General features: G+C 49.3%; 9 protein-coding genes. All 9 read left to right on the forward strand.

What is annotated here, in order from left to right:
• Positions 1–40 precede the first annotated feature (40 nt).
• Positions 41–1090 (forward strand): DUF3810 domain-containing protein, encoded by a 1050-nt coding sequence (locus OIM59_RS16890; RefSeq protein ID WP_299168030.1) that lies wholly within the window; start codon positions 41–43, stop codon positions 1088–1090.
• A 314-nt stretch (positions 1091–1404) separates the two neighbouring features.
• The gene (locus OIM59_RS16895) at positions 1405–2535 is read left to right on the forward strand and encodes an N-acetyltransferase (protein WP_299168032.1); all 1131 of its coding nucleotides are present in this window, start codon (positions 1405–1407) and stop codon (positions 2533–2535) included.
• Between the two features lie 21 nt (positions 2536–2556).
• A complete protein-coding gene (locus tag OIM59_RS16900; RefSeq protein WP_299168034.1) occupies positions 2557–4497 on the forward strand; it encodes a DNA topoisomerase IV subunit B in 1941 nt (646 codons plus the stop codon).
• A gap of 33 nt (positions 4498–4530) precedes the next feature.
• A complete protein-coding gene (gene coaD / locus OIM59_RS16905; RefSeq protein ID WP_299168036.1) occupies positions 4531–4992 on the forward strand; it encodes a pantetheine-phosphate adenylyltransferase in 462 nt (153 codons plus the stop codon).
• A gap of 36 nt (positions 4993–5028) precedes the next feature.
• A complete protein-coding gene (locus tag OIM59_RS16910; RefSeq protein WP_299168128.1) occupies positions 5029–6594 on the forward strand; it encodes a S41 family peptidase in 1566 nt (521 codons plus the stop codon).
• Between the two features lie 262 nt (positions 6595–6856).
• Positions 6857–7546: a succinate dehydrogenase/fumarate reductase cytochrome b subunit gene (locus tag OIM59_RS16915; protein WP_299168038.1), complete on the forward strand. Its 690-nt coding sequence runs from the start codon at positions 6857–6859 to the stop codon at positions 7544–7546.
• Positions 7547–7579: 33 nt separating this feature from the next.
• Positions 7580–9562, forward strand: coding sequence for a fumarate reductase/succinate dehydrogenase flavoprotein subunit (locus tag OIM59_RS16920; RefSeq protein ID WP_299168041.1), 1983 nt, complete (start codon positions 7580–7582; stop codon positions 9560–9562).
• A gap of 35 nt (positions 9563–9597) precedes the next feature.
• The gene (locus OIM59_RS16925; protein WP_299168043.1) at positions 9598–10353 is read left to right on the forward strand and encodes a succinate dehydrogenase/fumarate reductase iron-sulfur subunit; all 756 of its coding nucleotides are present in this window, start codon (positions 9598–9600) and stop codon (positions 10351–10353) included.
• Between the two features lie 289 nt (positions 10354–10642).
• The gene (locus OIM59_RS16930; RefSeq protein WP_303897830.1) at positions 10643–12277 is read left to right on the forward strand and encodes an AraC family transcriptional regulator; all 1635 of its coding nucleotides are present in this window, start codon (positions 10643–10645) and stop codon (positions 12275–12277) included.
• The last annotated feature ends 314 nt before the right edge of the window (positions 12278–12591 follow it).

The following is a 12591-nucleotide window of genomic DNA, read 5'->3' on the forward strand; positions in this document are numbered from 1 at the left end:
ACTACCTTCACCTTCTTTGAAAACATATAACTTTGTGTGTATGAAAAGTTTTCCGTCGCGTTACATACGTTGGGCCGTAGAAGCCCTTTTGCTGGTAGTGGTTATCCTTTGCCGTTATTGGCCGACGGCGGGCGAGGTATATGCCCGCTACGTCTATCCCGTGCTGTCTGCCGTGTTGTCCGCTTTGGTAGCATGGATTCCGTTCTCGGTGGAGGAATGGTTGGTCATCGCTTTCGCCCTCCTTTTCATGGGCTTGCCGTTCTGGGCCCGTCGCCGCAGAAAAGGTTGGAGATGGGCGTTGCGTGCCGAAGTGGAGTGCGCGGTAATCTGTTACCTTTGGTTTTATTGGGGATGGGGAATCAACTATTTCCGGAAAGATTTCTTTGTCCGTTCCTCTACCGAACCGGTAACTTATGTAGCAGCCGATTTCCACCGTTTTCTGGTTGCCTATACTGATTCCTTGAATGCTTCGTATACGGTGAGTGCGTTTCCTGCTTCCACAGAAATCGAAGAGGAAGTGAAGCAGCTGTACGCACAGGTCCCTTCCCGTTTCGGACTTTCCAGTCCTCGCAGCTACCAGCATCCCAAGCCAGTTGCCTTCAATGCCCTTTACTCCGGCGTGGGGGTACTAGGTTATATGGGACCTTTCTTCTCCGAGTCGCAGTTGAATAGTGAACTGCTTCCTTTGCAATGGCCCTTCACCTACGCCCATGAATACGCCCATTTGCTCGGGGTGAGCAGTGAAGCCGAAGCGAATTTCTGGGCCTATCAGATTTGCATCCGTTCCCAGTCGCCGTCGGTCCGTTATGCCGGTTATTTCGGCTTGCTGCCCTATGTCCTCTCGAATGCTGTCGGTTTGCTGGACGAAGAGGCTTATCAGCAGTTGTGCCGTTCCATCCGTCCGGAGGTGTGGCAGGCCCTTCGGGAAAAGGAAACCTATTGGGATTCGAAGTACAGCCCGTGGGTAGGACGGTTGCAGGCGCAGATTTATGAATGGTACCTGAAAGGCAATCAGATTTCGTCCGGCCAGAAAAATTATGGAGAAGTTATCTCTATGGTCTTGTCTTTGCCGTCAGGCTGGTGGCGGTGAACTTGCGAGAATGTGAAAATTGTGGTCGTCTGTCCGGAAAGAGATGAATTTTGAAGTCTCGCGAGGGAAAGATAGCTTATTTTCTTGTAAAACAATAAATTGCGGAGAATTGGGTTTCACCAATCTGGAAGGAGGGTGTAAAGAAATCTTAAAATCCGACTTTTCAACAAGCCGCAGAGAGCGGTGTCCATTTTCCTCCACCATCGCTTAAAGTGTGAAAATCAGTAAATAGACCGCTTTTTCAGAGAAAAAGCATTATCTTTACAGCCTTAATTTTTCTAAACTCACAGCGAACGAAAGAAAATTATACCACAATGACTATCACGATTCAGAAAGTTAAGACGAAAGAAGAACTGAAGAAGTTCATACGTTTCAATTACGAACTTTATAAAAACAATCCTTATTCGGTTCCCGATTTGTACGATGATATGCTCAACACTTTCAATCCGAAAAAAAATGCTGCGTTTGAGTTTTGTGAAGCCGATTATTTTCTTGCCTATCGGGGCGATGAAATTGTAGGGCGAGTGGCAGCCATCATCAACCACCGGGCCAATGATACGTGGCACAAGAAAGAAGTCCGCTTCGGCTGGATTGATTTCATTGATGAAGAAGAAGTGTCGGCTGCCTTGCTCGATGCCGTGGCCAAATGGGGGAAGGAGCGAGGAATGGAAGCCATGGTGGGACCGCTGGGGTTTACCGACATGGATGCCGAAGGTATGCTGGTGGAAGGGTTCGACCAGTTGGGTACGATGGCTACCATCTATAACTATTCTTACTATTCCGAACACATGGAACAGCTGGGCTTCGAGAAAGAAGCCGACTGGGTGGAATACAAGCTCACTGTGCCGCACCAGCTTCCCGAAAAGTTCGTACGTATCTCGGAAATCATCCTGCAGAAATACAAGCTGAAAATCAAGAAGCTCAAACGGAGCGAAATCAAGAAAGGAAATTACGGACAGAAAATATTCGACCTGATTAATGAAGCTTACGCACCTTTGTATGGTTATTCGCAGATGACGCAGGGACAGATTGACCAGTATGTCAAGATGTATCTTCCCCTCATTGATTTGCGGATGGTGTCGTTGGTGGAAGATGAAGAAGGCAATCTGGTAGCGGTGGGTATCGCCATGCCTTCGTTGTCGGTTGCCTTGCAGAAAGCCAAGGGAAAGATGTTGCCTTTCGGCTGGTATCATTTGCTGAAAGCTCTGTTCATTAAGCGTCCCCGTATTCTCGACCTGCTGCTGGTAGGTGTGAAGCCCGAATACCAGAGCAAGGGAGTCAATGCCCTGCTGTTCTACGATCTGGTGCCTATCTTCCAGCAAATGGGATTTGAGTACGGCGAGAGTAATCCGGAACTGGAACTCAATAAGAAAGTACAGGCACAGTGGAGTGCCTTCGAATCCGTGCAGCACAAGCGCCGCCGGGCTTACAAGAAAATGATTTAATGCCAAAAAGGGGATATATCTATGGAGGAAATTAACGAACACACCGTTTCTTCCGCCAACTATACGGAAGAGAACATTCGCCACCTGAGCGACATGGAGCATGTGCGTACCCGTCCCGGTATGTATATCGGACGACTGGGTGACGGTTCGCAGGCCGAAGATGGCATCTATGTGCTGCTCAAGGAAGTGGTGGACAACAGCATCGACGAGTTCAAGATGGGAGCCGGAAAACGTATCGAGATTCAGCTGGAAGACAACCTTCGTGTGTCCGTGCGCGACTATGGCCGAGGCATCCCTTTGGGAAGTCTGGTCGATGCCGTCTCCATGCTGAACACCGGAGGTAAGTACGACACCAAGGCCTTCAAGAAAAGTGTGGGACTGAACGGAGTAGGTGCCAAGGCGGTCAATGCCCTGAGTTCCCGTTTTGTGGCCTGGAGTGTCCGCGACGGACAGATGCGCAAGGCTGTTTTCGAACGTGGGGAACTGATTAGTGACGAGACCTGCGCCACCGACGAGGAAAACGGTACCTATATCTTCTTTGAACCCGACGATACCCTGTTCCTGAACTACCGCTTCCGTCCAGAGTTCATCGAGACCATGCTCCGTAACTATACCTATTTAAATACGGGCTTGTCCATTTACTATAACGGTCATCGCATTATAAGCCGTAACGGACTGGAAGATTTGCTGAACGACAACATGACGGCGCCGGGGCTGTATCCCATCGTACACCTCACGGGCGAGGACATCGAGATTGCCTTCACCCACAGCGCCCAGTACGGCGAAGAATACTATTCCTTTGTCAACGGACAGCACACCACCCAAGGAGGAACCCATCAGAGTGCCTTCAAGGAACACATTGCCCGTACCATCAAGGAGTTCTACGGAAAGAACCTCGAATACCAGGACATCCGTAACGGACTGGTAGCCGCCATTGCCATCAACGTGATTGAGCCTACCTTCGAGAGCCAGACCAAAATCAAGCTCGGGTCGCTTACCATGGCTCCCGAGAAAGATTCCGAAGGCAACCCTTATCCGCTTTCGGGCGTCAGTGTGAACAAGTTTGTGGGCGATTTCGTGAAGGAGCAGGTGGACAACTACCTCCACAAGCATCCCGACGTGGCCGAAATCCTGTTGCAGAAAATCCAGGAATCCGAAAAAGAGCGCAAGGCCATTGCCGGCGTGACGAAGATTGCCCGTGAACGTGCCAAGAAAGCCAACCTGCACAACCGTAAGCTGCGCGATTGCCGCATCCATCTCAATGACCAGAAAGGTGGTAAGAAAGACGATGAAGACGACCCTCGTCTGGAAAGTTCCATCTTCATCACCGAGGGAGATTCGGCCAGCGGTTCCATCACGAAGAGCCGCGATGTCAACACCCAGGCCGTGTTCAGCTTGCGCGGTAAACCGTTGAATTCGTTCGGCCTCACCAAGAAGGTGGTCTACGAGAACGAGGAGTTCAACCTTCTGCAGGCAGCCCTGAACATCGAAGACGGGCTCGACGGTCTCCGATATAATAAGGTAATCGTAGCCACCGATGCCGATGTGGACGGTATGCACATCCGCCTGCTGATGATAACCTTCTTCCTTCAGTTCTTCCCCGACCTGATAAAGAAAGGCCATGTCTATATTTTACAGACCCCGCTGTTCCGCGTGCGCAACCGTAAGAAAGGGGTTTACGAAACCATCTACTGCTATTCGGACGAGGAGCGCCTGGCAGCCATTGAGAAACTGAGCCCCAATCCGGAAATCACCCGATTCAAGGGACTGGGAGAAATTTCGCCCGACGAGTTCCGCCATTTCATCGGCAAGGACATGCGTCTGGAACAGGTCACCCTCCGCAAGACCGATGCCGTGAAGGAACTGCTGGAGTTCTATATGGGCAAGAACACCATGGAACGTCAGAACTTCATTATCGACAATCTGGTGGTGGAAGAAGACCTGATTAAGAATGAAGAATGAAAATGAATAATTAATAACTGCCAGTCATCAGTGATGAAAAAAGCAATATTCCCGGGCACGTTCGACCCGTTTACCATCGGCCACTATTCCGTGGTGAAGCGTGCCCTGACCTTTATGGATGAAATCATTATCGGCATCGGAGTGAACGACAAGAAGAAAACCTGGTTCCCCACCGAACGCCGTGTGGAGATGATCCGGAAACTCTATGCCGATGAACCCCGTATCAGCGTCGAGGCATACGACAATCTGACGGTGGATTTTGCCCGCGAACGGGGAGCCGGATTCATTATCCGCGGCATCCGTACCGTACACGATTTTGAATACGAAGAAACCATTGCCGACATCAACCGCAAGCTGGCCGGCGTGGAAACCATCCTGCTCTTTACCGAGCCGGAACTGACTGCCATCAGCTCCACCATCGTGCGTGAACTGCTGCAGTATGGCAAGGACGTGTCGGCGTTCCTGCCCGAAGGAATGGAAATAGACGAAAAATAAAACTTTCAACACATGAAAATCAGAAAACACGTATGGATGTTCTTCTGCGGACTGGCTGTCTGTACGGCCCTGTCGGCACAGAACAAACTCCTCGATTCTCCCTCGCGCAAGTTGCAGCTGGCAGAATTTGCCATCTCCAACCTGTATGTCGACAAGGTGGACGAAGACAAACTGGTGGAAACCGCCATTGTCAGCATGCTTGAAGAGCTCGACCCGCACTCCACTTATTCCGACCCGGAGGAAGTGAAGCGCCTCAATGAACCTTTGCAAGGAAATTTCGACGGTATCGGCATCCAGTTCAATATGGCTACCGATACTTTGTTTGTCATCCAGCCTGTGTCGGGCGGGCCTTCCGAGAAAGTCGGTATCCTGGCCGGCGACCGCATCATCGAAGTGAACGACACCGTGATTGCCGGTGTGAAGATGAACACCGACGAGGTGATGCGCCGTCTGCGCGGACCGAAAGGTTCCACAGTGAAGGTGAAAGTGCTGCGTGCCGGCGTCAAGGAACTCCTGCCGTTCACCATCAAGCGCGACAAGATTCCCGTGTACAGCCTCGATGCTTCCTATATGGTGGAAGGACAGATTGGCTATATCCGAGTGAACCGTTTTGCCGCCACTACCGCCAAGGAATTCACGGATGCCCTCCATAAATTGCAGAAGCAGGGCATGAAAGACCTGATACTCGACTTGCAGGGCAACGGCGGCGGTTACCTGAATGCGGCCATCAGCCTGTGCGACCAGATACTGGGCGAAAAGGAACTCATTGTCTATACCGAAGGCCGCCGCAATCCGCGTGCGGAATTTGAAGCCAAGGGCGACGGCGATTTCCAGCAAGGTCGTCTGGTGGTGCTCGTCGATGAATATTCGGCTTCGGCCAGCGAGATTGTCACCGGAGCCATTCAGGACTGGGACCGCGGTATCGTAGTCGGTCGCCGCACCTTCGGAAAAGGACTGGTGCAGCGTCCCATCGACCTGCCCGACGGCTCCATGATTCGTCTGACGGTGGCCCGTTACTATACTCCTTCGGGCCGTTGCATCCAGAAGCCCTACGAAAGTATTGAAAAATACAACCAGGATTTGATTGACCGCTACAACCGGGGTGAAATGATGAGTGCCGACAGCATCCACTTCCCTGATTCGCTCAAGGCCAAGACCCTGAAGCTGGGACGCACCGTGTATGGCGGCGGAGGTATCATGCCCGACTATTTCGTGCCCATCGACACTACGATGTACACCGATTATTATCTGTCTCTCCGCGACAAAGGAGCCATGGTGAAGCTGAACATCCAGCTCATCGACCGTCACCGGAAAGAATGGCTCAAGCAATATAAGACTTTCGACCGTTTCAACCGCGAGTTTGAGGTGACGAAGGAGATGCTCGACGAGCTGGTGGCACAGGGCACTTCGCTGGGAGTGACCTACAATGAGGCCCAGTTCCAGACCGCACTGCCGCTGGTAAAGACCCAGTTGAAAGCCCTGCTGGCCCGCGACATCTGGGATATGAGCGAATACTTCCAGGTGATTAACACGCTGAACGACAGCATGAAAAAGGCCGTGGAACTGTTGCGTGAGCCCGGCATGAATTTCCCCAAAAGATAACCCTCGAAAAACGTCCTTGCGTTTGCGGAAAAACGCAAGGACGTTTTCATTAAAACGCAAGTGCGTTTGGATCAAAACTCTTCGGCGTTTTGTTTCAAACGCACTTGCGTTTTTTTGTGCCCCGAATCCGCCGGCCGATTACAGAATTTTTTCCATAATCTGTTGTATTATCTGAATAAATCTTCTAATTTTGCATCATAATTTGGACCGTGAAGTGCGAAATTATAGTTCTAACAATTAAATAATTTAAATTCAATCATTTATGTGGTTAAGTAATTCATCTATTGGAAGGAAAGTGGTGATGAGCGTCACAGGTATCGCCCTTGTCCTGTTTCTGACATTTCACATGGCGATGAACCTTGTTGCATTGTTCTCGGGCGAGGCATACAACATGGTTTGTGAGTTCCTCGGCGCTAACTGGTATGCACTGGTAGCTACTGTCGGACTGGCTGCCCTGTTTGTAATTCACATCATCTACGCTTTCTGGCTGACGATGCTGAACCGTGCCGCACGCGGTCACGAACGTTATGCAGTGACAGCAAAACCGAAAAACGTGGAATGGGCATCTCAGAACATGCTGGTGCTGGGTATCATCGTGATTCTGGGTCTGGCACTTCACTTTGTGAACTTCTGGAGCAAAATGCAGTTCGCTGAAATCGTGGGCAACCCGATGCTGGGAGGTCTTCATGCAGCCGACGGTTATGGCTACATCCTGCAGACATTCTCTAATCCGGTGTTCTTTGTACTGTACATCATCTGGCTGATTGCCTTGTGGTTCCATTTGACTCACGGATTCTGGAGCGCCATGCAGACGCTGGGTTGGAACAACACCATCTGGATTAACCGCTGGAAATGCATCTCAAACATCTATTCTACCATCATCGTACTGGGTTTCATGCTGGTAGCTGTAGTGTTCTTCCTGAAGAGCCTGATGGGTTGCGGTGCTTGCTAATTTAAGTGTAACTGATTAAATTGAAAAAACATTATGACTAAGATACTTGATTCTAAGATTCCTGAAGGCCCGATAGCTGAGAAATGGACCAATTATAAAGCTCACCAGAAACTGGTGAACCCGGCTAACAAACGTCGTCTGGACATCATCGTAGTAGGTACAGGTTTGGCAGGTGCTTCTGCAGCTGCTTCTCTGGGTGAAATGGGATTCCGCGTATTCAACTTCTGTATTCAGGACTCTCCGCGTCGTGCACACTCTATCGCTGCACAGGGAGGTATCAACGCGGCCAAGAATTACCAGAACGACGGTGACTCTGTATATCGTCTGTTCTATGATACAGTGAAAGGTGGTGACTATCGTGCACGTGAAGCCAACGTATACCGTCTGGCTGAAGTGTCAAACAACATCATTGACCAGTGCGTGGCACAGGGTGTTCCTTTCGCTCGTGAATACGGCGGTACACTGGCCAACCGTTCATTCGGTGGTGCACAGGTATCTCGTACTTTCTACGCCAAAGGTCAGACAGGTCAGCAGCTGTTGCTGGGTGCTTATTCTGCATTGAGCCGTCAGGTAGGTGCAGGTACCGTAAAACTGTACACCCGTTATGAAATGGAAGACATCGTCATCGTAGACGGTCGTGCACGCGGTATCATTGCCAAGAACCTGGTAACTGGTAAGCTGGAACGTTTCGCTGCCCATGCAGTGGTAATCGCTACCGGTGGTTACGGTAACACTTACTTCCTGTCTACCAACGCCATGGCTTGTAACTGTACAGCTGCCATGTCTTGCTACCGTAAAGGTGCCTTGTTTGCCAACCCGGCTTACGTACAGATTCACCCGACCTGTATCCCGGTACACGGTGACAAGCAGTCTAAGCTGACTTTGATGTCTGAATCTCTGCGTAACGACGGTCGTATCTGGGTTCCGAAGAAACTGGAAGACGCCAAAGCTTTGCAGGCTGGCACGATGAAGCCGACAGACATTCCTGAAGAAGACCGTGACTACTATCTGGAACGTCGTTATCCGGCATTCGGTAACCTGGTTCCGCGTGACGTAGCTTCACGTGCTGCCAAGGAACGTTGCGACCATGGCTTTGGTGTGAACAACACCGGTCTGGCTGTTTATCTGGACTTCTCTGAATGTATCGAACGTCTGGGCTTGGATGTAGTTCGTCAGCGTTACGGTAACCTCTTCGATATGTACGAAGAAATCACTGACGTCAATCCGGGTGAAGTAGGAAAAGAAATCAATGGCGTGAAATATTATAATCCGATGATGATTTATCCGGCTATCCACTACACAATGGGTGGTATCTGGGTAGACTACGAACTGCAGACTACTATCAAGGGTCTGTTCGCTATCGGTGAATGTAACTTCTCTGACCACGGTGCCAACCGTCTGGGTGCATCTGCATTGATGCAGGGTCTGGCCGACGGATATTTCGTATTGCCTTACACTATCCAGAACTACCTGGCCGACCAGATTACAGTTCCTCGTTTCTCTACCGACCTGCCGGAATTTGCAGAAGCAGAAAAGGCTGTTCAGGACAAGATTGACCACCTGATGAACATCAAGGGTAAGAAGTCAGTCGATTCTATCCACAAGGAACTGGGCCGTGTGATGTGGGAATACGTCGGAATGGGACGTACGGCAGAAGGCTTGAAGACCGGTCTGGCCAAGTTGAAAGAAATCCGTAAGGAATTCGAAACCGAACTGTTCATCCCGGGTTCTAAGGAAGGCATGAACATCGAGCTGGACAAGGCTATCCGTCTGAACGACTTCATCACAATGGGTGAACTGATTGCTTACGACGCATTGAACCGTAACGAGTCTTGCGGTGGTCACTTCCGTGAAGAATACCAGACAGAAGAAGGCGAAGCAAAACGTGACGACGAACACTTCTTCTACGTAGCTTGCTGGGAATACCAGGGAAGCGACGACAAGGCTCCGGTATTGTACAAAGAACCGCTGGTTTACGAAGCTATCAAAGTACAGACTCGTAACTACAAGAGCTAATCAGTGAAGTTAAACAATTAAAGAATCTAAGTAAAATGGATAAAAATATATCATTTACGCTGAAAATTTGGCGTCAGAACGGACCTAAGGATAAAGGTCATTTCGATACATTCCAGATGAAAGATATCCCGGGCGATACTTCTTTCCTGGAAATGCTGGATATCTTGAATGAACAGCTGATTGAAGAAGGAAAAGAACCGATTGTATTCGACCACGACTGTCGTGAAGGTATCTGCGGTATGTGTTCTTTGTATATCAACGGACATCCTCACGGACCTGCTACGGGTGCTACTACCTGTCAGATTTACATGCGTCGTTTCCACGACGGCGATGTCATCACGGTTGAACCATGGCGTTCTGCCGGTTTCCCGGTTATCAAGGACCTGATGGTAGACCGTTCGGCATACGACAAAATCATGCAGGCCGGTGGTTTCATCAGCGTGCGTACAGGCGCTCCTCAGGACGCCAACGCCATCCTGATTCCGAAGCCGGTAGCCGACGAAGCCATGGATGCAGCCACTTGCATCGGTTGCGGTGCCTGCGTGGCAGCTTGTAAGAACGGTTCAGCCATGCTGTTCGTTTCTGCCAAGGTGAGCCAGTTGAACCTGTTGCCTCAGGGTAAGCCGGAAGCTTTGCGCCGTGCGAAAGCCATGATTGCTAAGATGGACGAACTGGGCTTCGGTAACTGTACGAACACTCGTGCCTGCGAAGCTGAATGCCCGAAATGTGTCTCTATCAGCAATATTGCCCGTTTGAACCGCGATTTCATCAAGGCCAAACTGAAAGACTAATTGTCAATTATTTCTGAATAAAACCCAGATTCGCCCCGGAGCAGAGATTGTTTCGGGGCGAATTGTTTCTATATTGCTAAAGATTTTTAAAAAGCTGAAAATCAACGGGTGAATATTTGCATAGAATGAGTGTTATTCATACATTTGTCACGTGATTTTTTTCATAGTATTAGATTTAAGGTTAACAAGGTTGGGAGAAAGCGTTCTCCCATTTTTTTTACCCTTTTTTTGGTAGAGAATGAAAAAAAATTGGTATTTTAGAATCAGCTTTATATAAAGTTGGGGGATTATGAAGCGGTTTATAGTATGTATCTGGTTTGGTTGGATTATATCTTTCCTTTATGGGGCATCGGTATCTTTCGATGATATGCGCAGAAGGATTGCCTACGACCCTGTAGGTGCTCTTGCTGCGCTGGACAGTCTGGAGACCGGTTCGGCTTGTTCTTCCTATCAGGTAGATTATCTGCGGGCTTTGTCCTATCACACTCAGTCGCAGTATTACATGGCAGTGTATTATGTCCGTCGTGCATTCGTCAGCGAAGGCATGCAGCAAGATTCTATATTGGTTCCGTATGCGTATATGCTGTGGGCCAAGTCGTCCATTCTCTCCTTTCAGCTGAAAGAAGCGGCCAAAGTGATTGCGGCAGGGAAAAACTATGCCTTGCAGCATCATAATTTGGGTCTGAGGGCCAATATGCTGCAAATGGAAGGCGACCTTTACCGCAAGATGGGACTTCTGTCTAAAAGCTATGAATGCGTCATGAAGGCTATGGCACTGTTGTCGGGGGCCAAGGCACAGGAAGATTATCTCCTGCTTTCCAACAGTATGGGCTACCTGATGCTTTATTACATAAATGATAACCGGTTGCAGAAGGCCTGGGAAATAGGTCTGCGGCGGGAAGAAGTCCTTGCCGCGTGGGAAAAGTGCCTGACTGAAGATGCGCATGTGCTGGACCGTCATAAAGGTTTTTTCTACAGTAAGATGGCCTATCTGGCTTATAAGCTGAAAAAAAGGGGGCTGTCTGATGCTTATGCCGGAAAATTCTATGCAACCAATTTCTCCAAGACCCAGGCAGGCTTGCTCGAAATGAACGATTATCTGCTGAAGATAGGCCATTATGAGGAGGTATTGCACCACAATGAGGATTATCTGAACCAAGTGAATGAAGCAGACTCCCTGAACCTCATCCGTCTTCGTACGCTTGCGCAGAGCAGCCAGGCATACCGCGCGTTGGGGGATTACGTGCATGCTTACCTCACGATGCTTCAGGTACATCAGATTTCCCAGCAGATGGCTACCAGCCGCGAGCGCAGCCAGATACTCCAGCTGGCAGATGTGACGGAGGCTGCGGCCCGTGAATATCAGCTGAAGAAGGCCGATTATCACCTGGAAGTCCAGCATAACTTTATTTGGGGGCTGCTGGCCGTGATGCTGGTTTTACTGGTATTGCTTGGCGCGCTTTGGCGGGCTTTGTTCGTGATTCGCCGGAAGAACCGGAAAATGGCCGAGCTGGTGCTGAAGTTGGACAATCAGCGGGAGGAAAGCTTTTGCGTGGAAAAGGGGCAGAAGAGAGAAGAGGAGAAGGGGACAGATGAACAGCTGTTTTTCAATTTCGATCGCCAGGTGAAAGAGCAGCGGCTGTATTTGAACTATCAGCTGGGGCGCGATGATTATGCCCAGCTGATGGGAGTGGACCGCAACCGTTTTGCCGCCATATTGAAGAAATTCACTTCCCACAATCTGAGTTCTTATCTCAACGAGCTTCGTTTGGAATATTCAGTCACCCTGTTTCGGGAGCATCCCGACTGGTCAATCAATAAGGTGGCGGAAGAAAGCGCGCTTCCCCGCACTTCTACCTTCTACCGGCTGTTTAAAGACAAGTATGGCATCAGTCCCAACAGTTTCCGGAAAACCCTGGACTGATGATTTCGGCATACGCAAATCATGCATGCGTAGATTATTTGAATTGTCGTTTGTGCTATTTTCTTCTATTCTCATTTTTCGGCAGATTTCTTGACAAAATGGGAATCTTTTTTGATAATATGAGAAGTTTTCACTTTATGCCATCTTCCATTTCTATATATCTTTGTAATCGAAATGTTAAAGATAATTGAAACTATGGAAAGAGTTTTCAGGGTAGATGCATAATTCTACCAGGGGATAAAAGCTTTTCTGATAAAAATTAGTGAACATTTGTTTTTATTCTTATAGAATAATATATGTTATGGTTTTAAACA

The organism is Bacteroides mediterraneensis, from assembly GCF_025993685.1.
In the GTDB taxonomy this organism is placed as follows: domain Bacteria; phylum Bacteroidota; class Bacteroidia; order Bacteroidales; family Bacteroidaceae; genus Phocaeicola; species Phocaeicola mediterraneensis_A.

What these genes read in the sequence shown, in the direction of transcription:
- coaD (WP_299168036.1), top strand. Translation starts at nt 4,531, where the DNA reads ATGAAAAAAGCAATATTCCCGGGCACGTTCGACCCGTTTACCATCGGC.
- OIM59_RS16910 (WP_299168128.1), top strand. Translation starts at nt 5,029, where the DNA reads ATGTTCTTCTGCGGACTGGCTGTCTGTACGGCCCTGTCGGCACAGAAC.
- OIM59_RS16925 (WP_299168043.1), top strand. Translation starts at nt 9,598, where the DNA reads ATGGATAAAAATATATCATTTACGCTGAAAATTTGGCGTCAGAACGGA.
- OIM59_RS16890 (WP_299168030.1), top strand. Translation starts at nt 41, where the DNA reads ATGAAAAGTTTTCCGTCGCGTTACATACGTTGGGCCGTAGAAGCCCTT.
- OIM59_RS16930 (WP_303897830.1), top strand. Translation starts at nt 10,643, where the DNA reads ATGAAGCGGTTTATAGTATGTATCTGGTTTGGTTGGATTATATCTTTC.
- OIM59_RS16920 (WP_299168041.1), top strand. Translation starts at nt 7,580, where the DNA reads ATGACTAAGATACTTGATTCTAAGATTCCTGAAGGCCCGATAGCTGAG.
- OIM59_RS16895 (WP_299168032.1), top strand. Translation starts at nt 1,405, where the DNA reads ATGACTATCACGATTCAGAAAGTTAAGACGAAAGAAGAACTGAAGAAG.
- OIM59_RS16915 (WP_299168038.1), top strand. Translation starts at nt 6,857, where the DNA reads ATGTGGTTAAGTAATTCATCTATTGGAAGGAAAGTGGTGATGAGCGTC.
- OIM59_RS16900 (WP_299168034.1), top strand. Translation starts at nt 2,557, where the DNA reads ATGGAGGAAATTAACGAACACACCGTTTCTTCCGCCAACTATACGGAA.